The organism is Pseudomonas sp. NFX1 (assembly GCF_051123555.1).
Lineage (GTDB): Bacteria > Pseudomonadota > Gammaproteobacteria > Pseudomonadales > Pseudomonadaceae > Aquipseudomonas > Aquipseudomonas capeferrum.
On record NZ_CP169366.1, the window covers coordinates 3,236,663 to 3,262,984 of the forward strand.

Annotated in this window: 24 protein-coding genes; 10 read left to right on the plus strand and 14 right to left on the minus strand. The window is 63.6% G+C overall.

The annotated features are described in order from the left end of the window. Positions 1 to 30: 30 nt before the first annotated feature. From ubiG to DJ563_RS14500, 3 genes are read left to right on the plus strand one after another with little or no spacing between them, the layout of a single operon-like run. On the plus strand, positions 31 to 729 hold the full coding sequence (gene ubiG / locus DJ563_RS14490; RefSeq protein ID WP_227696853.1) for a bifunctional 2-polyprenyl-6-hydroxyphenol methylase/3-demethylubiquinol 3-O-methyltransferase UbiG: 699 nt from the start codon (positions 31 to 33) through the stop codon (positions 727 to 729). Positions 730 to 731: 2 nt separating this feature from the next. Then, positions 732 to 1,403 carry an N-acetylmuramic acid 6-phosphate phosphatase MupP gene (gene mupP / locus DJ563_RS14495; RefSeq protein WP_186659278.1) on the plus strand — a complete coding sequence of 224 codons (672 nt, stop codon included), beginning with the start codon at positions 732 to 734 and terminating at the stop codon, positions 1,401 to 1,403. A 42-nt stretch (positions 1,404 to 1,445) separates the two neighbouring features. Then, positions 1,446 to 2,186: a YciK family oxidoreductase gene (locus tag DJ563_RS14500; protein WP_186659275.1), complete on the plus strand. Its 741-nt coding sequence runs from the start codon at positions 1,446 to 1,448 to the stop codon at positions 2,184 to 2,186. Positions 2,187 to 2,251: 65 nt separating this feature from the next. Here DJ563_RS14500 and DJ563_RS14505 read toward each other — a convergent pair whose 3' ends face one another. The 7 genes from DJ563_RS14505 to DJ563_RS14535 all read right to left on the minus strand — a co-directional run bounded on the left by DJ563_RS14505 (position 2,252) and on the right by DJ563_RS14535 (position 10,022). Then, positions 2,252 to 3,037: a TenA family transcriptional regulator gene (locus DJ563_RS14505; protein ID WP_274098311.1), complete on the minus strand. Its 786-nt coding sequence runs from the start codon at positions 3,035 to 3,037 to the stop codon at positions 2,252 to 2,254. A 62-nt stretch (positions 3,038 to 3,099) separates the two neighbouring features. After that, complete coding sequence (locus DJ563_RS14510; protein ID WP_274098312.1) at positions 3,100 to 5,556, minus strand: EAL domain-containing protein; 2,457 nt, start codon at positions 5,554 to 5,556, stop codon at positions 3,100 to 3,102. 124 nt (positions 5,557 to 5,680) lie between these two features. Beyond that, entirely contained in the window at positions 5,681 to 7,513 is a 1,833-nt protein-coding gene (locus DJ563_RS14515) for an ABC transporter ATP-binding protein (RefSeq protein WP_033700706.1), read from the minus strand. After that, positions 7,506 to 8,138 carry a DsbA family protein gene (locus DJ563_RS14520; protein WP_434517933.1) on the minus strand — a complete coding sequence of 211 codons (633 nt, stop codon included), beginning with the start codon at positions 8,136 to 8,138 and terminating at the stop codon, positions 7,506 to 7,508. Before DJ563_RS14520 ends, DJ563_RS14515 begins: the two co-directional genes overlap by 8 nt. Before the next feature lie 3 nt (positions 8,139 to 8,141). Continuing rightward, positions 8,142 to 9,074, minus strand: a complete 933-nt coding sequence (locus DJ563_RS14525; protein ID WP_186659271.1) for a rhodanese-related sulfurtransferase — start codon at positions 9,072 to 9,074, stop codon at positions 8,142 to 8,144. A 116-nt stretch (positions 9,075 to 9,190) separates the two neighbouring features. Continuing rightward, a complete protein-coding gene (locus DJ563_RS14530) occupies positions 9,191 to 9,487 on the minus strand; it encodes a BolA family protein (protein WP_033700710.1) in 297 nt (98 codons plus the stop codon). 10 nt (positions 9,488 to 9,497) lie between these two features. Next, a complete protein-coding gene (locus DJ563_RS14535; RefSeq protein WP_274098314.1) occupies positions 9,498 to 10,022 on the minus strand; it encodes a DUF2059 domain-containing protein in 525 nt (174 codons plus the stop codon). 154 nt (positions 10,023 to 10,176) lie between these two features. Here DJ563_RS14535 and DJ563_RS14540 point away from each other — a divergent pair, with 154 nt between their 5' ends. Next, positions 10,177 to 11,571 (plus strand): class II fumarate hydratase, encoded by a 1,395-nt coding sequence (locus DJ563_RS14540; protein ID WP_033700713.1) that lies wholly within the window; start codon positions 10,177 to 10,179, stop codon positions 11,569 to 11,571. Positions 11,572 to 11,608: 37 nt separating this feature from the next. Here the strand turns inward: DJ563_RS14540 and DJ563_RS14545 are convergent, their stop codons facing one another. Then, the gene (locus DJ563_RS14545; protein WP_033700714.1) at positions 11,609 to 12,574 is read right to left on the minus strand and encodes a DMT family transporter; all 966 of its coding nucleotides are present in this window, start codon (positions 12,572 to 12,574) and stop codon (positions 11,609 to 11,611) included. Positions 12,575 to 12,704: 130 nt separating this feature from the next. After that, the gene (gene pap / locus DJ563_RS14550; RefSeq protein ID WP_274098315.1) at positions 12,705 to 14,198 is read right to left on the minus strand and encodes a polyphosphate:AMP phosphotransferase; all 1,494 of its coding nucleotides are present in this window, start codon (positions 14,196 to 14,198) and stop codon (positions 12,705 to 12,707) included. Positions 14,199 to 14,319: 121 nt separating this feature from the next. Between pap and mnmC the strand changes: the two genes are divergently transcribed. The 5 genes from mnmC to DJ563_RS14575 all read left to right on the plus strand — a co-directional run bounded on the left by mnmC (position 14,320) and on the right by DJ563_RS14575 (position 21,630). Further along, positions 14,320 to 16,287, plus strand: coding sequence for a bifunctional tRNA (5-methylaminomethyl-2-thiouridine)(34)-methyltransferase MnmD/FAD-dependent 5-carboxymethylaminomethyl-2-thiouridine(34) oxidoreductase MnmC (gene mnmC, locus DJ563_RS14555; protein ID WP_434517934.1), 1,968 nt, complete (start codon positions 14,320 to 14,322; stop codon positions 16,285 to 16,287). 216 nt (positions 16,288 to 16,503) lie between these two features. Then, the gene (locus DJ563_RS14560; protein WP_434517935.1) at positions 16,504 to 18,291 is read left to right on the plus strand and encodes an N-acetylglutaminylglutamine amidotransferase; all 1,788 of its coding nucleotides are present in this window, start codon (positions 16,504 to 16,506) and stop codon (positions 18,289 to 18,291) included. Between the two features lie 3 nt (positions 18,292 to 18,294). After that, positions 18,295 to 20,040, plus strand: a complete 1,746-nt coding sequence (ngg, locus tag DJ563_RS14565) for an N-acetylglutaminylglutamine synthetase (protein ID WP_434517936.1) — start codon at positions 18,295 to 18,297, stop codon at positions 20,038 to 20,040. Positions 20,041 to 20,126: 86 nt separating this feature from the next. Continuing rightward, positions 20,127 to 21,314 carry an osmoprotectant NAGGN system M42 family peptidase gene (locus tag DJ563_RS14570; RefSeq protein ID WP_033700721.1) on the plus strand — a complete coding sequence of 396 codons (1,188 nt, stop codon included), beginning with the start codon at positions 20,127 to 20,129 and terminating at the stop codon, positions 21,312 to 21,314. A gap of 88 nt (positions 21,315 to 21,402) precedes the next feature. After that, a complete protein-coding gene (locus DJ563_RS14575; RefSeq protein WP_016501031.1) occupies positions 21,403 to 21,630 on the plus strand; it encodes a YheU family protein in 228 nt (75 codons plus the stop codon). 5 nt (positions 21,631 to 21,635) lie between these two features. Here the strand turns inward: DJ563_RS14575 and csrA are convergent, their stop codons facing one another. Continuing rightward, positions 21,636 to 21,824, minus strand: a complete 189-nt coding sequence (gene csrA, locus DJ563_RS14580) for a carbon storage regulator CsrA (protein ID WP_274099934.1) — start codon at positions 21,822 to 21,824, stop codon at positions 21,636 to 21,638. 120 nt (positions 21,825 to 21,944) lie between these two features. After that, positions 21,945 to 22,754 (minus strand): SDR family oxidoreductase, encoded by an 810-nt coding sequence (locus DJ563_RS14585; RefSeq protein ID WP_434517937.1) that lies wholly within the window; start codon positions 22,752 to 22,754, stop codon positions 21,945 to 21,947. A 206-nt stretch (positions 22,755 to 22,960) separates the two neighbouring features. Here DJ563_RS14585 and DJ563_RS14590 point away from each other — a divergent pair, with 206 nt between their 5' ends. Further along, on the plus strand, positions 22,961 to 23,113 hold the full coding sequence (locus DJ563_RS14590) for a DUF3309 family protein (protein WP_012271016.1): 153 nt from the start codon (positions 22,961 to 22,963) through the stop codon (positions 23,111 to 23,113). Between the two features lie 67 nt (positions 23,114 to 23,180). On the opposite strand, the gene DJ563_RS14595 is transcribed toward DJ563_RS14590, so the two are convergent. From DJ563_RS14595 to DJ563_RS14605, 3 genes are all read right to left on the minus strand, one after another. Next, positions 23,181 to 24,845, minus strand: a complete 1,665-nt coding sequence (locus tag DJ563_RS14595) for a cation acetate symporter (RefSeq protein ID WP_033700724.1) — start codon at positions 24,843 to 24,845, stop codon at positions 23,181 to 23,183. After that, positions 24,842 to 25,153 carry a DUF485 domain-containing protein gene (locus DJ563_RS14600; protein WP_033700725.1) on the minus strand — a complete coding sequence of 104 codons (312 nt, stop codon included), beginning with the start codon at positions 25,151 to 25,153 and terminating at the stop codon, positions 24,842 to 24,844. Before DJ563_RS14600 ends, DJ563_RS14595 begins: the two co-directional genes overlap by 4 nt. 244 nt (positions 25,154 to 25,397) lie before the next feature. After that, positions 25,398 to 26,258 carry a glycine betaine ABC transporter substrate-binding protein gene (locus DJ563_RS14605; RefSeq protein ID WP_274099932.1) on the minus strand — a complete coding sequence of 287 codons (861 nt, stop codon included), beginning with the start codon at positions 26,256 to 26,258 and terminating at the stop codon, positions 25,398 to 25,400. Positions 26,259 to 26,322 lie beyond the last annotated feature (64 nt).

Consider the following 26,322-nt stretch of genomic DNA (forward strand, 5'->3'; position numbering starts at 1 on the left):
CAATTTAGCGAAGTTTCAGAGGACTCTTAAATGAGCAACGTCGACCACGCCGAAATTGCCAAGTTCGAAGCCTTGGCCCACCGCTGGTGGGACCGTGAAAGCGAGTTCAAGCCGCTGCATGAAATCAACCCGTTGCGCGTCAACTGGATCGACGAGCGGGTCGGCCTGGCTGGCAAGAAGGTACTGGACGTGGGCTGCGGTGGCGGCATTCTCAGCGAATCCATGGCCCTGCGTGGCGCCAAGGTAACCGGCATCGACATGGGCGAGGCACCGTTGGCGGTGGCCCAACTGCACCAGCTGGAATCCGGTGTCGAAGTGGAGTACCGGCAGATCACCGCCGAGGCGCTGGCCGAAGAGATGCCCGAGCAGTTCGACGTGGTCACCTGCCTGGAGATGCTCGAACACGTCCCCGACCCTTCGTCGGTGATCCGCGCCTGCTACCGCATGGTCAAGCCCGGCGGCCAAGTGTTCTTCTCCACCATCAACCGCAACCCCAAGGCCTACCTGCTGGCCATCGTCGGCGCCGAGTACGTGCTGAAGATGCTGCCGCGCGGTACCCACGACTTCAAGAAGTTCATCCGCCCCTCGGAGCTTGGCGCCTGGAGCCGCGTTGCCGGCCTTGAGGTCAAGGACATCATCGGCCTGACCTACAACCCGCTGACCAAGCACTACAAGCTGTGCGGCGATGTGGACGTCAACTACATGATCCAGACCCTGCGCGAGGAATGAGCATGCGTTTGCGAGCGGTACTCTTCGACATGGACGGCACCCTGCTCGACACGGCGCCGGACTTCATCGCCATCTGCCAGGCCATGCTCGCCGAACGCGGCTTGCCGGCAGTGGACGACAACCTGATCCGCGGAGTGATTTCCGGTGGCGCCCGCGCCATGGTCGCCACCACCTTCGCCATGGACCCGGAGGCCGAAGGTTTCGAGGCCCTGCGCCTGGAATTCCTCGAGCGCTACCAGCGCGACTGCGCGGTGCACAGCAAGCTGTTCGACGGCATGAGCGAGCTGCTGGCCGACATCGAAAAAGGCAACCTGCTGTGGGGCGTGGTCACCAACAAACCGGTGCGCTTCGCCGAACCGATCATGCAACGCCTGGGCCTGGCCGAGCGCTCGGCGCTGCTGATCTGCCCGGACCACGTGAAAAACAGCAAGCCCGACCCCGAGCCGCTGATCCTGGCCTGCAAGACCCTGAACCTGGACCCGGCCAGCGTTCTGTTCGTCGGCGATGACCTGCGCGACATCGAGTCTGGCCGCGATGCCGGCACCCGCACGGCGGCGGTGCGCTACGGCTATATTCATCCAGAGGACAACCCCAACAACTGGGGTGCCGACGTGGTGGTGGACCACCCGCTGGAACTGCGCAAGGTGATCGACAGCGCGCTGTGCGGCTGCTGAGCGTCAAGCGCCAGCACCGCCCATAGAGATAGGGAATAGACAATGTTCGACTACACCGCCCGCCCCGACCTGCTCAAAGGCCGGGTCATCCTGGTCACCGGTGCCGGCCGCGGCATCGGTGCCGCGGCCGCCAAGGCCTATGCCGCACTGGGCGCCACCACGCTGCTGCTGGGCAAGACCGAGGCCAACCTCAACGAGGTCTACGACCAGATCGAGGCCGCCGGGCACCCGCAACCGGTGGTGATCCCGTTCAACCTGGAAACCGCCCTGCCCCACCAATACGACGAGCTGGCGGTCATGATCGAAGACCAGTTCGGGCGCCTCGACGGCCTGCTCAACAACGCCTCGATCATCGGCCCGCGTACGCCACTGGAGCAGTTGTCGGGTGACAACTTCATGCGCGTGATGCACATCAACGTCGATGCCACCTTCATGCTCACCAGCACCCTGTTGCCGCTGCTCAAGCTGTCGGAGGACGCCTCGGTGGTGTTCACCTCCAGCAGCGTCGGGCGCAAAGGCCGGGCTTACTGGGGCGCTTACGGAGTGTCGAAGTTCGCCACCGAAGGCCTGATGCAGACCTTGGCCGACGAACTGGAAGGGGTTGCACCGGTGCGCTCCAACAGCATCAACCCGGGCGCCACGCGCACGGCGATGCGGGCCCAGGCCTACCCGAGCGAGAACCCGCAGAACAACCCGCTACCGGAAGAGATCATGCCGGTGTACCTGTACCTGATGGGGCCGGACAGTACCGGGGTGAATGGGCAGGCGTTCAACGCTCAGTGATTTGTGGGTTGTCGGTACCGGCCTCTTAGCGGGTAAACCGCGAACAGGCCGGTACCGGCAAACGATCAGCCAGCCGCCAACACCGGCCGCACCCGCCCCTGCTGACGCCCTTCCAGCTGCATGCAGCGCTCCAGGAACAGGTACATGCAGTCGTAGCTCTTGCAGATCGCCCGGCGCAGCTCGGTACGCAAACCCAGCGTCGGGTTTTCCCCCGCCAAGGTACAGATGATTTCCAGCGCTTCCCACGGGTGCGCATCGTCGTACTGCGCATGCATCTTCAGCCACTTCATGGCGCGCTTGCGCTGGTCCTCGGGGAAGCCCATGGCATAGGTGTCATTGGCGCACACTACCGCTGACCACTCCCCGGTCGCGCCTTCGATGGCATAGTTGGTCGCCGCCATGGAAATCGCCAGGTTTTCGGTGGCACACACCCGCCAGCACCAGTCGTTCAGCCCGTTCAATTCAGGCGGCACTTCCTGGGCTTGCAGCTCATGCAGGTGAATGCCATGGGCGTGGCACCAGTGCACCCAATAGTCGGCATGGTTCAGCTCGACCCGGATATTGCGCATCAACCAGCGCCGCGCCATGTCTTCACCAGGGTGCCGGCCATAGCGGGTCTTGGTCAGGTTATGGGCCATGTACAGCGAGAACTGCTCGACCACCGGCCAGCCGCCGATCAGGTACTGACGGATGGTCGATGGCTTCAGCCGACCATCGCGCAGGCGCTCGTACAGCTCATGCTCGACCACCCGGCGCTTGCTTTCGCGGCACTCTTCAATCAGTTGCTGAGCCCATTGGGGGTAACTGGCGGGGTCCATCAATGGCCCGATACGAACGAATGCATCAATCACTTTCAGCTCCTTGATCCATGTGATTTTTCGGACGTCTTGTGTCAGCGAAAGCCGCTGTCTAGCTAGCGAAATGTGCCAGGTGCCCGCTGCAACAGAGGCCTGGCGGCGATCCGTTGGCGTTGCAGACTGTCACAGGTGAACACCTGGGGGCGTTCGATCAGGTAGCCCTGGGCGTAATCCACGCCGATTTCCTGCAGGGCCTGCTCGATCAAGGGGGTTTCGACGAACTCGGCAATGGTCCGCTTGCCCATCACATGACCGATGTGGTTGATGACCTCCACCATGGCTCGATTGACCGGGTCGTCGAGCATGTCTTTGACGAAACTGCCGTCTATCTTCAGAAAATCCACGGGCAAATGCTTCAAATAGGCAAACGACGACATGCCGGCACAGAAGTCGTCGAGCGAGAACCTGCAGCCCAGCCCTTTCAGTTCGTTGATGAAGCGAATGGCACTGCCAAGGTTGGCAATCGCACTGGTTTCGGTGATCTCGAAGCAGATCATGCGCGGCGGGATGGCGTACTCGACAAACAACCGCTGCAGGTACTCGAGAAACTTGTCGTCACCGATGCTCGACCCCGACAAGTTGATCGCGCAGATGGACAATGGCCCTTCGCGGCCTTCATCCAGGCACTGGCGGATGACCTGGAACACATTGCGAACCACCCAGCGGTCGAGGGCGGTCATCAGGCCGTAACGCTCGGCCGCCGGGATGAAGCTGCTGGGCAGGATGGTACGGCCACTCTCATCATGCAGGCGCAGCAGGATCTCGATATGCCCAGGGCCTTCGATGGCCTTCAACGCGGCGATTTCCTGGGCATACAGGCAGAAGCGGTTTTCTTCCAGGGCCACGTGCAAGCGCTGTATCCAGGCCATCTCGCCAAAGCGCATGGACAGCTCGCTGTCGTCGGCGTGGTACACCTGAACCCGGTTGCGGCCCTTTTCCTTGGCCATGTAGCAGGCCATGTCGGCAGCGCGCAGCAAGGTTTCCAGGGTGCCGGGCGCCTGCGCCATGTTCACCAGGCCAATGCTCACCGTGGTGACGAACGGCCGCCCCTTCCATACAAAATGCAGGCTCTGGACCATCTGGCGCAACTGCTCGGCAATGCGCTCGGCCTGGTCCGGCGGGCAGTTTTCCAGCAGCACGCCGAACTCGTCACCGCCCAGCCGGGCCAGGGTGTCGCCTTCACGCAGGCCGGACTGCAACACGGCGCAGATATGCCGCAACAGCTCGTCACCCGCAGCATGGCCACAGGTATCGTTGACCAGCTTGAACTGGTCCAGGTCGAGGAACATCAGCGAATGCCGCCCCGCCTGGCGCGCCAGGCCGTTGAGCGCCAGCTCCAGGCGGTATTCGAACTCGCGGCGGTTGGCCAGGCCGGTCAAGGCGTCATGGGTCGCCTGCCAGGACAGATTGGCGATGTACTGGCGCTCCTGGGTCATGTCGTGCAGCACCAGCACGATGCCGCTGACCTGCCCGTCGCTGACAATGGGCGAACCCACCAGGTTGATCGACACGGTGCTGCCATCCAGGCGCTGGATCAGCCTGGCATGCTCGGCGCCACCCCTAAGGCTGCCGCTGAGCACCTGCTCGACCAGGCTGCGGCCATCTTCCTCGGCCTGTTCGTCCACCAGGCTGAACAACGCCGAAAGCGGCAAGCCCTGAGCCTGCCCGGCCTGCCAGTGGGTAAGCTGTTCGGCGGCGGGGTTCATGTAGCCGATGCTGCCTTCGACGTCGGTGGTAATGACTGCATCGCCAATGGCCTGCAGGGTAATCTGCGCCCGCTCCTTTTCTGCTTGCAGGGCACTGGCGAATGCCTGGCGCTGGGCCAGCAACTTGCTGGAACGCCGCCAGGCGATGGTAATGAGGAACAGCGCAGTCAGCAGGTTGGTGATCAGCAACACCTGCAGCAACATGCGCGACCCTTCCCCCAGCGCGTCGCTGAAGGCCCGGGCGGCCGGGGTGACCCCTTCGTTGATGGCGACGATACGGGCCTTCCAGTCGCTGATGGTGCGGGCGCTGACCGGGCCGTCGGCAAACCCTTTGCGCATTTCGCTGGCAAGCACATCCAACTGGCCCAGGTAGCGGTCGCCGATGTCCCAGTAGTCGATGGCTGTCTGCATGTAGCTGATGTTGCGGAAGTTGCGATAGAACCAGATGATGCGCTCGACGTCGTTGGCGTGGTTGCCGCCCTGCAGCACAGCTTGGCGCGCAGCGTTCAGGTCTGGGTTGGGCTGATCGAGTACCTCACGCAACTGGTGGTCGCCTTGGGGCACCGTGATGGCCTGGCGGTAACGCTGGTACGTGCCTTCATCACGGTTGTCGGCGTACAGGTTGAGGTAATAGATGGCGTCTTTCTGAGCCTTGGACCACAAGCTCTCGCCCGCTACATAGGCCCGCACCGCCGAGAGCGTGTAAAGGCTGATACTGCCCAGCGCCGCCTGGAAAACCACGACGGCGATGAAGGGCCAGATGATACCGAGCAACTTCGGCGCTTCTAGAGTGCGATGTCCCTTCATGGAGTCCCTGTCACAGAGCAGATAAGGCTCGAATCAACCCAGACAAGCACAGCGTAGGCCATTTGCCATCTGCGCGGAGAGGATTTTTATGACAGCAGACAGCCTATTCAGCCTGTTGTGGGGCTCAGGTTTGCTGAAGGTGCCCGTACAGCTTGGCGTACAACCCACCGTCGGCGATCAGTTGCTGATGGTCGCCATCTTCGGCCACATGCCCACCATCGAACACCAGCACCCGATCAGCCTGCTTCACTGCCGACAGGCGGTGGGCGATGATCAGCGTGGTCCGGCCATCGAGGAAGCGTGCCAGGGCCTGGTGCAGGTTGTACTCGGTGGCGGCATCCAGCGCCGAGGTGGCTTCGTCGAGGATCACCACCTTGGGTTCGGCCAGTACCATACGGGCGATGGCCAGCCGTTGCCGCTGCCCCCCGGACAGGCGCACGCCAGAGCGCCCGACCACACTGTCCAGGCCTTGCGGCAAAGCCGCGATGGTGGCGTCGAGCTGGGCAATGCGCAGCGCCTGCCAGCAGGCGTCATCGCTGCAATCGCGGCCCATGGTCAGGTTGGCGCGTACGCTGTCGTTGAACAGCGAAGGGTGCTGCAGTACCACCGCGACGTTTTCGCGCAAGGTCTCCAGGCCGATCTCCTGCAGGCTGGCACCGCCAAAGCGGATGGTCCCCGCCTGGGCGCTGTACAGGCCAAGCAGCAGTTGCACCAAGGTGCTCTTGCCGCCGCCACTGGCCCCCACGATGGCCACCTTCTCGCCCGGGGCGATGGACAGGTCAAGGTGGTCGAGCACCGGTTCCTCGGCATAGGCAAAGCGCAGGTCGCGAACCTCGATGCCCACCGTCTCGCGCCCCGCAAATGGGTCAGTGGCGGCCGGGTACTGCGGCTCGTCGGCACGCGCCAGCAGCTCGTTGAGCCGGCTCAGGGCACCGCCAGCGGCATAGTAGGCGTATTGCAGGTTGAGCAGTTGCTCCACCGGGCCGATCATGAACCACAGGTAGCTGAACACGGCCAGCATCTGGCCGATCGACAGGTCGGAGAACAGCACCGTGAGCATCGCCGCGGCGCGGAAGATGTCGATGCCGAACTGGAACAACAAACCACTGGCGCGGCCACTGGCGTCGCTTTTCCATTGCGAGTCCACGGCGTAGTCGCGCACTTCCCGCGCACGCAGGCCAAGCCGACCGAGGAAGTAGCCCTGGCGGTTGCCGGCACGGATCTCCTGGATGGCGTCGAGGGTTTCCGACAGCGCCTGGGTAAAGCGCGCGGTGCTGTCGTTTTCAAGCTTCTTCAGGTGCTTGACCCGTTTGCCCAGCTGCACGGTGAAGTAGATCACCAGCGGGTTGAACAACAGGATCAGCAGCGCCAGCTGCCAGTGCATCCAGATCAGGATCGCCGCCGTACCGGTCAGGGTCAGCATGGCCACCAGGAAGCGGCTGAGGGTCTCGCCGACGAACTTGTCGAGGGTGTCCAGGTCGGTGACCAGGTGAGTGGTCACGGTGCCACTGCCCAGGCTTTCGTATTCCTTGAGGGAAATCCGCTTGAGCCGCTCGATCAGGCGGATGCGCAGGCGGTAGACGATGTCCTTGGCCAACCCGGCGAACAGCTTGGCCTGCACCACGTTGAAGGCCAGGGCCGCCAGGCGCAGGCAAAGCGTCAGCGCCAGCATCAGGCCGATATAGCCAGCGGCCACCTGCCAGTTGGCCGGCAGCACCTGGTTCATCCACTTCAGCGCAGCATCGCCGTTGCCAAGCAGCACTTCGTCCACCAGCAGCGGTAGCAGCAAAGGGATCGGCACGCTGCAACAGGCCGCCAGTACGGCAATCAGATTGGCGGACCAGAGGTTTTTCTTGTGATGCAGGGCCAGGCGGCGGATTTCCGCCCAGCTCAGCCGATCGGCCGCACTGTGAGGCTTCCCCGGCACAGGGTCGGGTGACCCAGGCACATCAAGCACAGGCAGCCTGCTGCAGCCAGCGGCCGAGCAAGGGTTGCAAGCGCTCCAGCGGCTGGTAGCCGTTGGTCAGCAACGCCAGCTGGCCGTTGCGCTCGGCCAGCAAGGTGGGGAAACCGGCAATACCCAGGCCCTGCGCCCAGGTGAAATCAGCGGCGGTGGCCACACGGGTCTCGGCGCGGGCGAAGGCCTCGGCGAATGCCGCACGGTCAAAGCCTGCCTGTTCGGCCAGTTCGACCAGCTGCGGCGCGGTGGTGACGTCGACGCCGGCCGCGTAGAACGAGCCCTGGATCAGCGCCAGCAGTGGCCAGACGCGCTCGGCGTCCAGCTCGCGGGCAGTGACCAGGGCGCGGCAGGCAGGCTCGGTGTCGTAGACGAACCCGTCCGGCATGGCGCCCTCGAAACGAAACGGCTGACCGGTGGCTTCGGCCACCGCCTGCCAATGTTCGAGGATGTACTTGCGGGTCGAGGCATCCAGGGCGCTGCCGCCCGTGCGCAGGCCGCCTGGCACCACGCGGGTCGGCACGCCGGCTTCACGCGCCTGGGCGATCAGGGCTGCGGCCACCGGCGCAAAGCCCCAGCACCAGGAGCACATCGGGTCCATCACATAAAGCAGGCGTGCAGACATGCATCAGGCCTCGGCTTTGTAGTTGTAACCGATCGGGTGCGGCAGGTTACGCGCCTTGGCCAGTTCGATCTGCTTCTGCCGGTCGATGGCGCTGCGGCGAGTCTTCTCGCTCAGGCTGTCCCAGCAGTGCGGGCAGCTCACACCTGGCGAGTAGTGCTCGGACGCGCGTTCCTCTGCATTGATCGGATGGCGGCAGGCATGGCACTGGTCATATTCGCCCTCGCTCAGGTCATGACGCACCGTGACGCGGTTGTCGAAGACGAAGCAATCGCCGTCCCACAGGCTTTCTTCCTGAGGCACTTCTTCGAAGTACTTCAGGACGCCACCTTTAAGATGATAGACCGCCTCGAAGCCTTCACCGAGCATGTAGCTGGAGGCTTTTTCGCAACGGATGCCCCCGGTGCAGAACATCGCCACCTTCTTGTGCTTGCTCGGGTCGAAGTTGGCCTTGATGTAGTCGGGGAACTCGCGGAAGGTTTCGGTCTTGGGGTCGACGGCGCCCTTGAAAGTGCCAATGGCCACTTCGTAGTCGTTGCGGGTATCGATCAGCAGCACTTCAGGGTCGCTGATCAGGGCGTTCCAGTCCTTGGGCTCGACGTAGGTCCCCACCTGCTGGTTGGGGTCAACGCCCGGTACGCCGAGGGTGACGATCTCTTTCTTGAGCTTGACCTTGGTGCGGTAGAACGGCTGTTCGTCGCAGTACGATTCCTTGTGGTCGACATCCACCAGGCGTGGGTCATTGCGCAGCCAGGCGAGCAGGCCGTCGATGCCTTCGCGGGTGGCCGACACGGTGCCGTTGATGCCTTCGTTGGCCAGCAGCAGGGTGCCTTTGACGTCATTGTCGAGCATGGCCTTGAGCAGTGGCTCGCGCAGTTCGACGTAGTCTTGCAGGGTGACGAACTTGTACAGCGCCGCGACGACGATCGGTTGTGACATGAAACTGAATCTCCTGGTGGTTGCCCTCGTAAGGGGCGGACCGGGTTGGACAAAAAGCAGGGGGCCGCAAAGCGGCCCCCGGATGGTGCAGATTCTACCAGATCAACAAAAAGGATTCAGTGCCCACCGCCTGCACACACCGGCGAGGCCGGTGCAACACCCACCTTGGCCCACTCCTCGGCGGTGTACGTGTGGATGGCCAGGGCATGAATCTCGCCCATCAGCTCACCCATGGTGGCGTAGACCTTCTGGTGGCGCTTGACGCTGTTCAACCCGGCAAACTGCTCGCTGACGATCACTGCCTTGTAGTGGGTCTCCTGACCACGACTGTGCATGTGACTTTCATTGAGCACTTCCAGGTGTTGCGGCGCCAGCGTTGCCAGTTGTTGCTCGATGCGGTGCTGCATGCTCATCACGCGTTACTCACTTCTTGGCGGGGACGGCGGCCTTGCCAGCGTTCGGGTCAAGCTCTTTGGTCATGTCTTCGAGCAGCTTGTTGACCACCGGCACTGCTGGTTCCAGGCTCTGCTGGGTCAACTGGGCCGACTGCTGGGTAACCTTTGGCATTTCGCGCAACACTTTCTTGCCCAGCGGCGACTCGTAGAATTTGACCAGGTCCTTGAGCTCGGTCTCGGTGAAGGTCGCGGTGTACAGGTCGACCATTTTCGGCTTCAGCTTGCTCCAGCCGATGGCGTTGTCCAGGGCGGCATTGGCCTTGGCCTGGTAGCTTTCCAGTACCGGTTGCTTCGACGAAGGTGCCTTGGTCTGGGCAAAGCGCTGGGCGAACATCTGTTGGACCTGCATATAGACCGGAGTGCCCAGCTTGTCGGCGTTGGCCAGGGTCAGGAATTTCTCGGCGGCAGCGTTGTGACTGGCGGTGGCAGCGAGTACCTGGCCGCTGGCACAGGCCAGGGCGACGGCGGCACAGAGGACACGGAGACGGGTCATTGCATTTCCTTCAAGAGAGGGAGGCGGGTACCTCAGAGATGAGCATTCTGCGCTGTGGTGGCGATGTGCTCAAGTGGGGACGACGAGCGATGGAACCGCTCTGTCGAATCAGGGCCTAAACTGCGATTTCGAACCACAAAGGAGTGAGCGCAGAATGAGCCGTATCGAGACAGACAGCCTGGGCCCGGTCGAAGTTCCTGAGGACGCCTACTGGGGTGCGCAGACCCAGCGTTCGCTGATCAACTTCGCCATTGGCAAGGAACGCATGCCCCTCGCGGTGCTGCACGCCCTGGCGCTGATCAAGAAGGCCGCAGCACGGGTCAACGATCGCAACGGTGACCTGCCGGCCGAAATCGCCCGGCTGATCGAGCAGGCCGCCGACGAAGTGCTCGACGGCCAGCATGACGATCAGTTCCCGCTGGTGGTCTGGCAGACCGGCAGCGGCACCCAGAGCAACATGAACGTCAACGAAGTCATCGCCGGCCGTGCCAACGAACTGGCCGGCAAGGGCCGCGGCGGCAAGACGCCGGTGCACCCCAACGACCACGTCAACCGCTCGCAGAGTTCCAACGACTGCTTCCCCACGGCCATGCACATCGCCGCAGCCCAGGCGGTGCATGAACAGCTGCTGCCGGCGATCGCCGAGCTGTCGGCAGGGCTGGCCGAACTGTCGGCGCGCCACCAGAAGCTGGTCAAGACCGGCCGCACGCACATGATGGACGCCACGCCGATTACCTTCGGCCAGGAGGTTTCCGCCTTCGTCGCCCAGCTCGACTATGCCCAGCGCGCCATCCGCGCCACCCTGCCCCCGGTCTGTGAGCTGGCCCAGGGCGGCACGGCCGTGGGTACCGGCCTGAACGCGCCACACGGCTTCGCCGAAGCCATCGCCGCAGAGCTGGCCGCGCTGTCCGGCTTGCCGTTCGTCACCGCGCCCAACAAGTTTGCGGCGCTGGCCGGCCATGAACCGCTGACCAGCCTGGCCGGGGCCTTGAAGACCCTGGCCGTGGCATTGATGAAAATCGCCAACGACCTGCGCCTGCTCGGCTCCGGCCCGCGTGCGGGGCTTGCCGAAGTGCGCCTGCCAGCCAACGAGCCGGGCAGCTCGATCATGCCTGGCAAGGTCAACCCGACCCAGTGCGAGGCGCTGTCGATGCTGGCCTGCCAGGTGCTGGGCAACGACGCGGCGATCGGTTTTGCCGCCAGCCAGGGCCACTTGCAGCTGAACGTGTTCAAACCGGTGATCATCCACAACCTGCTGCAGTCGGTGGAACTGCTGGCCGACGGCTGCCGCAACTTCCAGCAACACTGCGTGGCCGGCATCGAGCCCGACGCCGAGCAGATGGCGGCGCACCTGGAGCGCGGTCTGATGCTGGTGACGGCGCTGAACCCGCATATCGGCTATGACAAGGCAGCGGAGATTGCCAAGAAGGCGTATGGCGAGGGCAAGACCTTGCGCGAGGCGGCGCTGGAGTTGAAATACCTGACCAACGAACAGTTCGATCAGTGGGTGCGGCCAGAGAACATGCTGGCACCGGGCGGCAAGGGCTGATTCAGCGGCTGCCGCTACTGGCCCTTAGCGGCGCAGGTTAGAGATGCACCTGCGCCAGGCGGGCCTTTCTCGCCCGCCAGCCAGCGACCAACGAAGGCCCCAGCGCCACCAACGCCGACCCCAGCACCACCGTCACCGCACCCAAATACCCCAGGGCATTGATGTCCTCGGCATGCACATACGCCGGCCACATCCAGGCTGCAATAGCCACTGCCACAAAGGTCACCAGCGGGGTCAACGCCAACGTCGCACTCACCCGCGAAGCCTCCCAATGCGCCAGGGCTTCGGCGAAGGCACCATAAGCCACCAGGGTATTCAGGCAGCAGGCCAGCAGCAGCCAGCCCTGCAGCGGCGACAGTTGCAACGCTTCCAGCGGATGCACCCAAGGCGTGAGCAGCGCGGCGCAACACAGGTAGATCACCATCATCACCTGCTGTGAGTGCCATACCGTCAGCAGCTGCTTCTGGCTCAGGGCGTAGAACACCCAGATGCTGGTCGCCAGCAGAATGGTCAACACGCCTGTGGTGTATGCGCCGAGCGAGGTCAGCAGTTCTTCCAGGCGCTGGTTGAAGAACAGGCCGAACCCCCCGATCAGAATCAGCAGGCCCACCCCCTGCCCCAAGCTGAACCGCTCCTTGAACACGAACACGCTGGCCACCAGCAACAGCACCGGGCCGACCTGTACAACCAGTTGTGCGGTGCCAGGGCTGAGCAACTTGAGGCCGATCAGGTACAGCACGTAGTTGCCCATCAGGCCGAGCACGGCCACAGCCACCAGCCCTTTGCCCTTGCGCCCGAGCTTGCCGAACGCTGGCAGCCGGCGATTGGCCCCCAGCCAGGCGAACAACAGCCCGCCGGAAACCAGCAGGCGGTACCAGGTGACGGTGACCGGGTCCATCACCAGCAGCACCTGCTTGAGCTTGATCGGCAGGATGCCCCACAGCAGCGCGGTCAGAAGTGCCAGGAACAGGCCATAGACCCTGCGTCCGGAAGTGGTGTGCATAAAGCCCTCATTCAAGCCCGTGGTGGGGGTGGTTGGATTCTACGGGCTTGACGGGTGGCAGCGGGGCAAACAGCCGTGAAAAGAATTCATCAGGTCATTCCCCCGCGGCATGGCTGAACCACCATTGGGGCTACTTCTTGTCTTTGGCAAATGCCGCTTCCAGCGCCTCATTGATAGTGCGCAATACCTTCACCCGTGCCCAGCGCTTATCGTTGGCTTCGACCAGCGTCCACGGTGCGATCTCGCTGCTGGTGCGGTCGACCATGTCGCCCACCGCCTCGGTATACAGGTCCCACTTTTCGCGGTTGCGCCAGTCGTCCTCGGTGATCTTGTAGCGTTTGAACGGGATCTGCTCGCGTTCCTCGAAGCGCTCCAGCTGAGTCTGCTGGTCGATCGCCAGCCAGAACTTGACCACCACCACGCCCGCATTCACCAACTGCTCTTCGAAATCATTGATCTCGCTGTAGGCGCGCATCCAGTCGGCCGGGCTGCAGAAACCCTCGACCCGCTCCACCAGCACCCGGCCATACCAAGACCGGTCGAAGATGGTGAACTTGCCCCGCGCCGGAATCTGCCGCCAGAACCGCCACAAGTACGGCTGCGCACGCTCGTCTTCGCTGGGCGCGGCAATCGGCACGATACGGTACTGGCGTGGGTCCAGCGCGGCTGCCACTCGGCGGATCGCGCCGCCCTTGCCGGCCGCATCGTTACCTTCGAACACCGCCACCAAGGCATGCCGACGCATGTGTTTGTGGCGCAGCAGGCCGGCCAGGCGCGCCTGCTCGGTCACCAGTTGCTCCTGGTAATCCTGCTTGTCCAGGCGCAGGGTCATGTCCAGGGCGCCGATCAGGCTGCGCTGGTCGATGCTGCGGCCCAACGGCGCGACGTTGCCGTGGTGCTTGCCCTTGGGGTTGTTGGCCAGGGCGGCTTGCAGGCTCTCGAGCAGAATGCGCCCCACCGCCAGGCTGCGATAATGCGGGTCGACCCCCTCGACCACGTGCCACGGCGCGTAGTCACGGCTGGTACGGCGCAGTACCCGCTCGCCAAAACGCACGAAGCGGTCGTAGGTCTCGGATTGCTGCCAGTCCAGCGGGCTGATCCGCCAGCTGTGCAGCGGGTCGTCCTTGAGCGCTTTGAGGCGGGCTTTCATCTGTTTCTTGGAGAGGTGGAACCAGAATTTGATGATCAGCGCGCCTTCGTCGCACAGCATCTGCTCCAGCCGTTCGGCGCCGGTGATGGCCTGGTCGAGTACCGCGTCCTTGAATACCCCGTGCACACGCCCCTGAAGCATCTGGCTGTACCAGTTGCCAAAGAACACCCCCATCCGCCCCTTCGGTGGGAGCGCCCGCCAGTAGCGCCAGGCCGGTGGCCGGGCCAGTTCCTCGTCGGTCTGCTGGTCGAAGGTGAGCACATCGATCATGCGCGGGTCCATCCACTCGTTGAGCAGCTTGACCGTCTCGCCCTTGCCAGCCCCTTCGATGCCGTTGATCAGCACAATCACCGGGAACCGCGCCTGCTGCTTGAGCTCGTACTGGGCTTCGAGCAGCGCTTCGCGCAGGGCAGGCACTTCGGCGTCGTAGGTTTCCTTGTCGATGCTGTGACCGATTTCGGCGGATTCGAACATGCAGTGGCTCCTTCAATGGATAAACAAGACTAGCGGATTTGTGCTGTGGCTGTGCCGCTGCAACCTGCGCAAAAAACGCAGATGGCATAAAATCCCGGCATCCGCTGCAACCGAGCCCACCATGTCCACCCTCCTCCAGCATGCCCAGATCGACTGGGACGACCAGGGCCGCCCCCATTCGCGGCAGTACGACGATGTGTACTTCGCGGTCAACGAAGGCATCGAAGAAACCAAACACGTCTTCCTCGGCCAGACCCGCCTGGGCGAACGCTTCGCCGACCTGGCGCCGCACGCCTGCCTGGTGATCGGCGAAACCGGGTTTGGCACCGGCATGAATTTTTTCTGCGCCTGGCAGTTGTTTGACCAACACGCCCATGCCGACGCCCGCCTGCATTTCGTCAGTGTCGAAAAGTACCCGCTCGGCCACGCCGACATGGCCAGGGCAGTACGCCTGTGGCCGGAGCTGGCTGCTTTTACCGAGCCATTGCTTGAGCAGTACGTGGCGGTGCACCCGGGGTTCCAGCAGTTCACCTTCGACAACGGTCGGGTCACCCTGACGCTGTTGATCGGTGATGTGCTCGAACAACTGCCGCAGCTCGATGCACACATCGATGTGTGGTTCCTCGATGGCTTCGCCCCGGCCAAGAACCCCGACATGTGGACCCCGGAACTGTTCGCGCAACTGGCGCGGCTGTCACACGCGGGCACCGTACTGGGCACCTTCACCACCACTGGCTGGGTGCGGCGCAGCCTGGTCGAAGCCGGCTTCGCCATGAAGAAAGTGCCGGGGATCGGCAAGAAGTGGGAGGTGATGAGCGGCGCCTACACCGGGCCGACAGCCGCCCGTCAGTACGTGCCCTGGTATGGCCGCCCGCGCAGTGTCGAAGGGCCGCGTGAAGCCTTGGTGATCGGGGCCGGGCTGGCGGGCAGTGCCACTGCCGCCAGCCTGGCCAGGCGTGGCTGGCAGGTCACGGTACTGGAACGTCACGACGCCCCCGCCCAGGAAGCGTCCGGCAACCCGCAAGGGGTGTTGTACCTCAAGCTGTCCGCCCATGGCACCGCCCTTTCGCAGATGATCCTGGCCGGTTTCGGCTATACCAGACGCCAGCTCGAAAGCCTGCAGCGGGGCCGCGATTGGGATGCCTGTGGGGTGCTGCAGCTGGCGTTCGACAACAAGGAAGCCGAACGCCAGGGCAAGCTGGCCGCAGCCTTCGACCCTGACCTGTTGCGCGCGCTGGGCCGTGAAGAAGCCGAGGCGCTTGCCGGGGTGGCCCTGCCTTCAGGCGGCCTGTTCTACCCGGAAGGCGGCTGGGTACACCCGCCGGCCCTGTGCCTGGCGCAGTTGCGGCACCACGGGGTTCGGCTGCTGGTGCACCATGAGGCGGTGGCACTGCGCAAGGTCGATGACCTGTGGCAGGCCTGGGATGGCGAGCGCCTGCTGGCCAGCGCCCCCCTGGTGGTGCTGGCAGGCGCCGCCGATGTACGGCGTTTCGAGCCCTGCGCACAGTTGCCGCTCAAGCGCATCCGCGGGCAGATCACCCGCCTGCCGGCGACCGATGCCAGCCGTGCCCTGCGCACGGTGGTGTGCGCAGACGGTTATGTGGCGCCACCTCGGGAGGGCGAACATACGCTGGGCGCCAGCTTCGACTTCCACAGTGAAGACTTGGCGCCGACCGTTGCCGAACATAAAGGCAACCTGGCATTGCTGGATGAGATCTCCATCGACCTGGCACAGCGACTGGATATTGCCTCGCTCGACGCCGAGCAGTTGCAGGGCCGTGCAGCGTTCAGGTGCACCAGCCCCGATTACCTGCCGATCGTCGGGCCGATGGCCGACCCGCAGGTGTTCGCCGAAACCTTTGCCGTGCTGGCCAGGGATGCGCGGCAAGTGCCGGAAGTGGACTGCCCCTGGCTCGACGGGCTGTATGTGAACAGCGGGCACGGGTCACGGGGGTTGATCACCGCGCCGCTGTCGGGCGAATTGATTGCTGCCTGGGTGTGTGGCGAGCCCTTGCCGGTGCCTCGTGCAGTGGCCGAAGCGTGCCATCCGAACCGGTTTGCGTTGCGCAGGTTGATTCGAGGTAAGTGAAAGGGTTGGGGCATGGCTGGAGATCAGTTGCGCCTGTGAGATCGAGCGCCGCCCGCGCGGCGCTCGATCTCACAGGCGCAACACCCCCAAGCCAACCACCCAGCACCCCACCCATATAACAGATTGATCTAAAACTCCTGCAAACCTCCTCGGTCAGTTCCTTAAGGCGCCTGCTTCCGGGCGCCGCCTCCCCAACGGAAAAACCGGTAAGGACTTATGTGCGGATTAGCAGGAGAGTTACGTTTTACCCCCATCGACCAAGCCCCACGCCCGGCCGACCTGGCCGCAGTGGAGCGCATCACCCACCACCTGGCGCCTCGCGGCCCGGACGCCTGGGGCTTTCATAGCCAAGGCCCGATCGCCCTCGGCCACCGCCGGCTGAAAATCATGGATTTGTCCGACGGCTCGGCGCAGCCGATGGTCGACAACACCCTGGGTCTGTCGCTGGCCTTCAACGGCGCCATCTACAACTTCCCCGAGCTGCGCCAGGAGCTGCAGGACCTGGGCTACACCTTCTGGTCCGACGGCGACACCGAAGTGCTGCTCAAGGGCTACCACGCCTGGGGCGCAGCGCTGCTGCCCAAGCTCAACGGCATGTTCGCCCTGGCCATCTGGGAGCGTGACAACCAACGCCTGTTCCTGGCCCGCGACCGCCTCGGCGTCAAACCCCTCTACCTGTCGCGCAACGGCGAGCGCCTGCGTTTCGCCTCGACGCTGCCTGCACTGCTGAAGGGCGGCGACATCGACCCGGTCATCGACCCGGTGGCGCTCAACCACTACCTCAACTTCCACGCCGTGGTGCCGGCGCCGCGCACCTTGCTGGCCAATGTGCAAAAGCTCGAGCCCGGCACCTGGATGCGCGTCGACCGCCACGGCGAAGTCGAACGCCAGACCTGGTGGCAACTGCAATACGGCGCCCACCCCGACGAGCGTGAGCTCGACCTGGAAGGCTGGACCACCCGCGTACTCGACGCAACGCGTGATGCCGTGGCGATCCGCCAGCGCGCTGCGGTGGATGTCGGGGTGCTGCTGTCCGGCGGTGTCGACTCCAGCTTGCTGGTCGGCCTGCTGCGCGAGGCCGGCGTCGACGACCTGTCGACCTTCTCCATCGGCTTCGAAGATGCCGGCGGCGAACGCGGCGACGAATTCCAGTATTCCGACCTGATCGCCCGCCACTACGGCACCCGTCATCACCAGTTGCGCATTGCCGAACATGAAATCATCGACCAGTTGCCGGCCGCGTTCCGCGCCATGAGCGAGCCAATGGTCAGCCATGACTGCATCGCCTTCTACCTGCTGTCGCGGGAAGTGGCCAAGCACTGCAAGGGCGTGCAAAGCGGCCAGGGCGCGGACGAGCTGTTCGCCGGTTACCACTGGTACCCACAAGTCGACGGCGCAGAGGATGCCTTCGGCGCCTACCGCGACGCGTTCTTTGACCGCAGCCACGCCGAGTACCGTGACACCGTGCAAGCGCCTTGGCTGCTGGAAAGCGACGCCGCTGGCGATTTTGTCCGCGAACACTTCGCCCGCCCCGGCGCTCGCGACCCGGTCGACAAGGCCCTGCGCCTGGACAGCACGGTGATGCTGGTCGATGACCCGGTCAAACGGGTCGACAACATGACCATGGCCTGGGGCCTGGAAGCCCGTACGCCGTTTCTCGACTACCGCCTGGTGGAACTGTCGGCACGCATCCCGGCGCGCTTCAAGCTGCCCGATGGCGGCAAGCAGGTGCTCAAACAGGCCGCCCGACGGGTGATCCCGCATGAGGTGATCGACCGCAAGAAGGGTTACTTCCCGGTCCCTGGCCTCAAGCACCTGGAAGGCGCAACGCTGGGTTGGGTGCGCGAGCTGCTGACCGACCCCAGCCAGGACCGCGGGTTGTTCAACCCGGCCATGGTCGACCGCCTGCTGAGCAACCCGCACGGCCAGCTGACGCCCTTGCACGGCTCCAAGCTGTGGCAATTGGCGGCGCTCAACCTGTGGCTGAGCGAACAAGGAATCTGATCGATGAAAGCCCACGAAACCGCCTACGGCCAGCGTCTCTTGCGCGGCCAGGCTCCGTCCTATGAGCGCTTGCAGGCGCGCCTGGCCGGTGATGGCAGCGAGCCCCACGACCAGCCACGCGCCTTGCATTGCGGCTGGGGCCGGCTGCTGATCGGCCACACCTACCCGGACCCGGCCAGCCTGGCCGAGGCACTGCAGGAGGAGCGCCCTGGCGAACGCGACATCGCCTTGTACGTGGCGGCGCCGCAGCAGTTGCTGGCCCAGGCGCCGCAACAGTTGTTTCTCGACCCGTCCGACACCCTGCGCCTGTGGTTTACCGACTACCGCCAGGCACCGCGGGTATTTCGCGGCTTTCGCATCCGCCGTGCACAAAGCGACGCCGACTGGCAGGCCATCAACACGCTGTACCATGCCCGCGGCATGTTGCCCGTACAGCCCGAACTGCTGACCCCGCGGCACCTCGGCGGGCCGGTGTACTGGTTGGCTGAAGACGAAGACACCCATGCGGTGATCGGCAGTGTAATGGGCCTTAACCACAGCAAGGCGTTTGACGACCCCGAGCATGGCAGCAGCCTGTGGTGCCTGGCCGTCGACCCACACTGCACCCGCCCAGGGGTGGGTGAGGTGCTGGTGCGCCACCTTATTGAGCACTTCATGAGCCGCGGCCTGGCCTACCTTGACCTGTCGGTACTGCATGACAACCGTCAAGCCAAGCGCTTGTATGAAAAGCTCGGTTTTCGCAACCTGCCCACCTTCGCGGTCAAGCGCAAAAACGGCATCAACCAGCAGTTGTTTCTTGGCCCAGGCCCCGAGGCCGGGCTGAATCCCTATGCGCGAATCATTGTCGACGAAGCCTACCGACGTGGCATCGAGGTGCAGGTAGACGATGCCGCGAGCGGCCTGTTCACCTTGAGCCTCGGCGGGCGTAAGGTGCGCTGCCGCGAATCGCTCAGTGACCTGACCAGCGCAGTCAGCATGACCCTCTGCCAAGACAAACGGCTGACCCAGCAGGCCCTGCACAATGCCGGCCTGCACGTGCCGGTGCAGCAACTGGCCGGCAATGCCGACGACAACCTGGCGTTTCTCGACGAGCACGGCGCTGTGGTGGTCAAGCCGGTGGATGGCGAGCAAGGCCAGGGCGTGGCGGTCAACCTGACTACCTATGACGACGTCAGCCAGGCCATCGAACATGCCCGGCGTTTCGACAGCCGCGTGCTGCTGGAAAGCTTCCATCCCGGCCAGGACCTGCGCATCCTGGTGATCGGCTATGAGGTGGTAGCCGCTGCCATCCGCCATCCAGCCCAGGTCATCGGTGACGGCAAGCACAGCATCAAGGCGCTGATCGAAGCCCAGAGCCGTCGCCGGCAAGCCGCGACCGGTGGCGAAAGCCGCATACCGCTGGACGATGAGACCCAACGCAGCGTGCGTGCCGCCGGCCTCGACTACGGCAGCGTGCTGCCTGCCGGCCAGCGCCTGGCCGTGCGCCGCACCGCCAACCTGCACACCGGCGGCACACTGGAGGACGTGACCGAGCGCTTGCACCCGGTGCTGGCGGATGCCGCCGTGCGGGCCGCACGGGCGCTGGATATTCCAGTGGTGGGCATGGACCTGATGGTGCGTGATGCCGAACACCCGGATTACGTGATCATCGAAGCCAACGAGCGGGCCGGGTTGGCCAACCATGAACCGCAGCCAACAGCCGAGCGCTTTGTCGACCTGCTGTTCCCGCATAGCCGGGCTTTGGCGTGAATCAATGACGGCCTCTTCGCGGGGCAAGCCCGCGCCCACAGGTTATCGCTGCGGTGAGCCTGCGAAGAGGCCGGTAAGGAGTGCATATGTCTGAACATCACCACCCCGAACCCGATCTGGACTACCTCAAACGCGTCCTGCTGGAGATGCTCGCCATCCCCAGCCCCACCGGCTTCACCGACACCATCGTGCGCTACGTGGCCGAACGCCTGGACGAACTGGGCATCCCCTTCGAGCTGACCCGCCGTGGCACCATCCGCGCCACCCTGAAGGGCCGGCAAAGCTCGCCCGATCGCGCCGTCTCCGCTCACCTGGACACCATCGGTGCCAGCGTGCGGCAGGTGCAGGATAACGGCCGCCTGGCCCTGGCCCCGGTAGGCTGCTGGTCGAGCCGTTTTGCCGAGGGCAGCCGGGTCAGTGTGTTCACCGACACCGGCGTGTTCCGCGGCAGCGTATTGCCGCTGATGGCCAGCGGGCATGCCTTCAACACCGCCATCGACCAGATGCCCGTGAGCTGGGACCACGTCGAAGTGCGCCTGGACGCCTATTGCGCCACCCGCGCCGACTGCGAAGCCCTGGGGGTATCGATTGGCGACTTCGTGGCGTTCGACCCGTTGCCCGAGTTCACCGACAGCGGCCACATCAGTGCCCGCCACCTGGACGACAAGGCCGGGGTAGCCGCCTTGCTGGCGGCGCTCAAGGCGGTGGTGGAAAGTGGCCAGCAGCCGCTGATCGACTGCCACCCGCTGTTCACCATCACCGAAGAAACCGGCTCTGGCGCGGCAGGCGCCCTGCCCTGGGACGTCAGCGAATTCGTCGGTATCGACATTGCCCCGGTAGCGCCAGGGCAGGCCTCCAGCGAGCATGCGGTGAGCGTGGCCATGCAGGACTCTTCGGGGCCTTACGACTACCACCTGTCGCGCCACCTGCTGAAACTGGCGGGCGACCATGAACTGCCGGTAAGGCGCGACCTGTTCCGTTACTACTTCAGCGATGCCCACTCGGCAGTGACGGCGGGGCATGACATCCGTACCGCGCTGGTGGCCTTCGGTTGCGATGCCACCCACGGTTACGAGCGCACCCATATCGACAGCCTGGCGGCGCTCAGCCGGTTGTTGTCAGCGTACCTGCTGAGCCCACCAGTATTCGCCAGCGACTCGCAGCCGGCCAATGCCTCGCTCGAACGCTTCAGCCATCAGTTGGAGCACGATGCGCAAATGGAGAGCGATACACGGGTGCCGGCGGTGGACAGCCTGGTTGGTAATAAAGGCTGAGCCCCCTGGGGCCGCACAGCGGCCCCAAACCCTCGAACTTTTCGCGTAGCATGCCCACACACTTAATTCCCCAGAATCGCCCCTGCCCATGCTGATCCCCTACGACCAACTGCAAGCCGAAACCCTGACCCTGCTGATCGAGGACTTCGTCACCCGCGATGGCACCGACAATGGCGACGATACCCCCCTGGAAACCCGCGTACTGCGCGTGCGCCAGGCGTTGGCCAAAGGCCAGGCGTTCATCCTGTTCGACCCGGAAAGCCAGCAATGCCAGTTACTGGCCAAACACGATGTGCCACGCGAACTGCTGGACTGACCCCTTCAGGCAATATGCTGCTTGCGCGCCTCAGCCTCCTTGATGCGCTTGTACACCTCGGCGCGGTGCACCGGCACCTCGCGCGGCGCACTGATCCCGAAGCGCACCATCCCGTCTCGCGTCTCCACCACCATGATGCGGATGTCATCGCCGATGGTGATGACCTCGCCCACTTCGCGACCTATTACCAGCATGATCCGATCCTCCTGCGACAGGGAAAACCGGAGACTGCCTCGGGTACAGATGGCTACACAATGGTTCCAGGGCAATTCAGAACAGACCTACATTCATAGGTAAATCCCCCTACAGACGGATCATCGCGCCGGGGCTTTGGCGCGCATTTTCACCGCTATTTCGGCCATCTCGTCATACAGTCGCGCGGGCGCCTCGCACTTGAGCTGCCAGGCCTGACGCCCAGCCTCGTGCGGCAGGATCAGGAACTCGCCAGCGGCCACTTGCCGGTGAATGTATGCGGCAATATCGACCGCGCTGATCGGTGAGCCCTCCAGCAGCTTTCCGACCTGGGCCTTCATGGCCGGGTTCGGGCCACGGAACGAATCGAGCAGGTTGGTCTGGAAGAACGACGGGCACACCACGTGCACCGCCACCTGCAACTGGCGCAACTCGACCAGCAGGCTTTCCGACAGCGCCAGCACGCCAGCCTTGGCCACGTTGTAGTTGCTCATGCCCGGGCCCTGCATCAGCGCGGCCATCGAGGCGATGTTGATGATTCGGCCCTTGCTGCGCTCCAGCAACGGCAGGAATGCCTTGCAGCCTTTGACCACGCCCATCAGGTTGACCGCGATCTGCCAGTCCCAGTCCTCCAGCGACAGCTCCGCGAAAAAGCCGCCCGAGGCGACGCCGGCATTGTTGACGATCACATCGATGCCGCCAAAGCGCTCTTCGCATGCCTGGGCCAGGGCGGTGAGCTGACTGTAGTCGCGCACATCACAGCGCTGCACGAAGCCCTCGCCACCGGCCTCACGGGCCAGCTCCAGTGTCTCGCGCAGCCCTGCCTCATTGACGTCGGCCAACGCCAGGCGCCAGCCCTCGTGTGCCCAGCGCAGGGCGATCTCGCGGCCCAGGCCGGACCCGGCGCCGGTGATCATGATGCGGTTTTGCATGGTGGCAGGCCTTGTTCTGATGGGTTGTCAGGCGAGTCTACTCAAGGCATTGGCATCAGGCAGGATCCATCAAGGTAGTGAATGGGCGGGCATGACCAAGCGGTCAGTGCCGAGCAAATGGAATCTTTCACAAGCGGCACCGGTCCGAATTAACAAGAGGCCAGCAGTCCGAGGCCCTTGACCCCTAACCACGCAAGGACTCCGCCATGACCACGATCCTCATCATCATCCTGATCCTGCTGCTGATCGGTGGCTTACCCGTCTTCCCACACTCACGCAGCTGGGGCTACGGCCCATCCGGCATCGTCGGCGTAGTGCTGGTGATTCTGCTGGTGCTGTTGTTGTTAGGCATGATCTAGCCGGCCATGAATGAAAAAACCGCGATACGGGCATCACCCGTATCGCGGTTTTTTATGACCTCAACGATCAGTGCGAGACAGCACCGGAGGCGCCCAGGCCAGTCTGCGAACGCACGAACTGCGGGAAGAACAGCGCACGTTCGTTTTCAGCTGCCTTGGACTTGTCGGTGACCGAGAAGAACCAGATACCAACGAAGGCAATCAGCATCGAGAACAGCGCCGGGTACTCGTACGGGTAGATCGCCTTCTCGTGGCCGAGGATCTGCACCCAGATGGTCGGGCCGAGCACCATCAGGCCCACTGCACTCACCAGGCCCAGCCAGCCACCGATCATGGCGCCGCGGGTGGTCAGTTTCTTCCAGTACATCGAAAGCAGCAGTACCGGGAAGTTGCAGCTGGCGGCAATCGAGAACGCCAGGCCGACCATGAAGGCGATGTTCTGCTTCTCGAACAGGATACCCAGGCCGATCGCCAGCACGCCCAGGGCGATGGTGGTGATCTTCGACACGCGGATCTCGTCCTTGTCGTTGGCCTTGCCCTTGCGCCATACGCTGGCGTACAGGTCATGGGACACCGCCGAGGCACCGGCCAGGGTCAGGCCCGCTACCACCGCCAGGATGGTGGCAAAGGCCACCGCCGAGATGAAGCCGAGGAACACGCTGCCACCCACGGCATTGGCCAGGTGCACCGCTGCCATGTTGTTGCCACCCAGCAGGGCGCCTGCGGCGTCCTTGAAGTCCGGGTTGGTGCTGACCAGCAAGATCGCGCCGAAGCCGATGATGAAGGTGAGGATGTAGAAGTAGCCGATGAAGCCTGTGGCGTAGAGCACGCTCTTGCGCGCTTCCTTGGCGTCGCTGACGGTGAAGAAGCGCATCAGGATATGCGGCAGGCCGGCGGTACCGAACATCAGCGCAAGGCCCAGGGAGAACGCCGAGATCGGGTCCTTGACCAGGCCGCCAGGGCTCATGATCGCCTCACCTTTGGCGTGCACCTTGATCGCTTCGGAGAACAGGGTGTTGAAGTCGAAGTTGACATGCTTCATCACCATCAGCGCCATGAAGCTGGCACCGGACAGCAGCAGCACGGCCTTGATGATCTGTACCCAGGTGGTGGCCAGCATGCCGCCAAACAGCACGTACAGGCACATCAGGATACCAACCAGGATCACCGCCACGTGGTAGTCGAGGCCGAACAGCAGCTCGATCAGCTTGCCGGCGCCGACCATCTGCGCGATCAGGTAGAACGCCACCACCACCAGCGAGCCGGAGGCCGACAAGGTACGGATTTCCTTCTGCCCGAGGCGGTACGAGGCCACGTCGGCGAAGGTGTACTTGCCCAAGTTGCGCAGGCGTTCGGCGATCAGGAAGAGGATGATCGGCCAGCCGACCAGGAAGCCGATCGAGTAGATCAGGCCGTCGTAGCCAGAAGTGAACACCAGGGCGGAAATACCCAGGAACGAGGCCGCCGACATGTAGTCACCGGCAATTGCCAGGCCGTTCTGGAAACCGGTGATCTTGCCACCGGCAGCATAGTAGTCCGCCGCCGACTTGTTGCGCTTGGAGGCCCAGTAGGTGATGCCAAGGGTAAAGGCGACGAAGGCCACGAACATGGCGATCGCGGAAACGTTCAGCGGCTGTTTCTGCACCTCGCCGGTCAGGGCATCGGCGGCCCACACGGCGGGTGCGAAAACGCCGCAGGCCAGAACGGCCAGGGCTTTGGCGTGGCGAATCATTGTTGCGCCTCCTTCAGGATAGCCTTGTTCAGCTCATCGAACTCGCCGTTGGCGCGGCGTACGTAGATGGCGGTCAGCACGAATGCCGAAAGGATCAGGCCGACGCCCAGGGGAATGCCCCAGGTAATCGACGACTCAGGGCTGAGCTTGGCGCCCAGAATCTGAGGACCATAGGCGATCAGGAGGATGAAGGCGCAGTAGAGACCGAGCATGATCGCCGAGAGAATCCAGGCGAACCGTTCGCGTTTGGTGACCAGCTCCTTGAAGCGCGGGCTGTTTTGTATCGAGAGGTAAATGCTGTCGTTCATTGTTTTTGTCCTAGCAGCACAGATCAGGGAGAACCCACCTTCACTTTATGCTGCCGTTGGACGCCAACCAGACGACCTTAGTCTTAGATGCAACAGTGTTTTACCGATTGCGTAACAAAGAGCTGAATGGGGTGGGACTGAAAGGTGCTTGCCTTGGGTCGCGCAGTGGCGCGTAAATCGAACGCCGCGCGGGCGGCGCTCGATTTCAAAGGCGCTCCACGAACAACGGCAAGCGCTTGGCAAATTACTTACCGGTCCACTCCTTGACCCGATCCGGGTGCTTGGCCACCCAATCCTTGGCTGCCGCTTCAGGCTTGGCACCTTCCTGAATCGCCAGCATTACCTCGCCGATCTCGTCCTTGGACTGCCAGCTGAACTTCTTGAGGAACTCGGCCACTTCCGGCGCCTTGGTCGCCAGCTCTTTGCTACCGATGCTATTGACGGTTTCAGCAGCGCCATAAACGCCCTTCGGGTCTTCCAGGAACTTGAGCTTCCACTTGGCGAACATCCAGTGCGGCACCCAGCCGGTCACTGCAATCGACTGCTGCTTGGAGTAGGCACGGCCCAGTTCAGCCGTCATCGCTGCGCCAGAGCTTGCCTGCAGCTTGTAACCCGTCAGGTCGTAGTCCTTGATGGCCTGGTCGGTCTTGATCATCACGCCGGACCCGGCGTCGATGCCGACAATCTTCTGCTTGAAGCTTTCGTCGGTCTTGAGGTCGGCGATACTCTTCGCCTTCACGTACTCAGGGACGATCAGGCCGATCTTGGCATCCTTGAAGTTGGGGCCGTAGTCGACCACGTTGTCCTTGTTCTTGGTCCAATACTCGCCGTGGGTCACCGGCAGCCAGGCCGACAACATCGCATCGAGCTTGCCGGTCGCCACGCCCTGCCACATGATGCCCGTGGCCACGGCCTGCAACTTCACGTCGTAGCCGAGTTGCTGCTTGATCACTACGGCGGCCACGTTGGTGGTCGCCACGCTGTCGGCCCAACCATCCACGTAACCGATGCTTACCTCTTTAGCCATTGCCTGCGCAGCGCTCATGGCCAATACCAGGGCGGTGCCCGCCCCCAGGAAACGTCGCACTGTCTTCAAAGTAGCCATCAAAAGCATCCCCTCGTCAGGTCTCGGAGATTGCATCATCTTCCTGCAACAAAGAGCAACCTGC

Excerpts from the sequence above, each read along its gene's own strand:
- ubiG (WP_227696853.1), top strand. The coding sequence starts at position 31 with ATGAGCAACGTCGACCACGCCGAAATTGCCAAGTTCGAAGCCTTGGCC.
- mupP (WP_186659278.1), top strand. The coding sequence starts at position 732 with ATGCGTTTGCGAGCGGTACTCTTCGACATGGACGGCACCCTGCTCGAC.
- DJ563_RS14500 (WP_186659275.1), top strand. The coding sequence starts at position 1,446 with ATGTTCGACTACACCGCCCGCCCCGACCTGCTCAAAGGCCGGGTCATC.
- DJ563_RS14510 (WP_274098312.1), bottom strand. The coding sequence starts at position 5,556 with ATGAAGGGACATCGCACTCTAGAAGCGCCGAAGTTGCTCGGTATCATC.
- DJ563_RS14520 (WP_434517933.1), bottom strand. The coding sequence starts at position 8,138 with ATGTCTGCACGCCTGCTTTATGTGATGGACCCGATGTGCTCCTGGTGC.
- DJ563_RS14525 (WP_186659271.1), bottom strand. The coding sequence starts at position 9,074 with ATGTCACAACCGATCGTCGTCGCGGCGCTGTACAAGTTCGTCACCCTG.
- DJ563_RS14530 (WP_033700710.1), bottom strand. The coding sequence starts at position 9,487 with ATGAGCATGCAGCACCGCATCGAGCAACAACTGGCAACGCTGGCGCCG.
- DJ563_RS14535 (WP_274098314.1), bottom strand. The coding sequence starts at position 10,022 with ATGACCCGTCTCCGTGTCCTCTGTGCCGCCGTCGCCCTGGCCTGTGCC.
- DJ563_RS14540 (WP_033700713.1), top strand. The coding sequence starts at position 10,177 with ATGAGCCGTATCGAGACAGACAGCCTGGGCCCGGTCGAAGTTCCTGAG.
- DJ563_RS14545 (WP_033700714.1), bottom strand. The coding sequence starts at position 12,574 with ATGCACACCACTTCCGGACGCAGGGTCTATGGCCTGTTCCTGGCACTT.
- pap (WP_274098315.1), bottom strand. The coding sequence starts at position 14,198 with ATGTTCGAATCCGCCGAAATCGGTCACAGCATCGACAAGGAAACCTAC.
- mnmC (WP_434517934.1), top strand. The coding sequence starts at position 14,320 with ATGTCCACCCTCCTCCAGCATGCCCAGATCGACTGGGACGACCAGGGC.
- DJ563_RS14560 (WP_434517935.1), top strand. The coding sequence starts at position 16,504 with ATGTGCGGATTAGCAGGAGAGTTACGTTTTACCCCCATCGACCAAGCC.
- ngg (WP_434517936.1), top strand. The coding sequence starts at position 18,295 with ATGAAAGCCCACGAAACCGCCTACGGCCAGCGTCTCTTGCGCGGCCAG.
- DJ563_RS14570 (WP_033700721.1), top strand. The coding sequence starts at position 20,127 with ATGTCTGAACATCACCACCCCGAACCCGATCTGGACTACCTCAAACGC.
- DJ563_RS14575 (WP_016501031.1), top strand. The coding sequence starts at position 21,403 with ATGCTGATCCCCTACGACCAACTGCAAGCCGAAACCCTGACCCTGCTG.
- csrA (WP_274099934.1), bottom strand. The coding sequence starts at position 21,824 with ATGCTGGTAATAGGTCGCGAAGTGGGCGAGGTCATCACCATCGGCGAT.
- DJ563_RS14585 (WP_434517937.1), bottom strand. The coding sequence starts at position 22,754 with ATGCAAAACCGCATCATGATCACCGGCGCCGGGTCCGGCCTGGGCCGC.
- DJ563_RS14590 (WP_012271016.1), top strand. The coding sequence starts at position 22,961 with ATGACCACGATCCTCATCATCATCCTGATCCTGCTGCTGATCGGTGGC.
- DJ563_RS14595 (WP_033700724.1), bottom strand. The coding sequence starts at position 24,845 with ATGATTCGCCACGCCAAAGCCCTGGCCGTTCTGGCCTGCGGCGTTTTC.
- DJ563_RS14600 (WP_033700725.1), bottom strand. The coding sequence starts at position 25,153 with ATGAACGACAGCATTTACCTCTCGATACAAAACAGCCCGCGCTTCAAG.
- DJ563_RS14605 (WP_274099932.1), bottom strand. The coding sequence starts at position 26,258 with ATGGCTACTTTGAAGACAGTGCGACGTTTCCTGGGGGCGGGCACCGCC.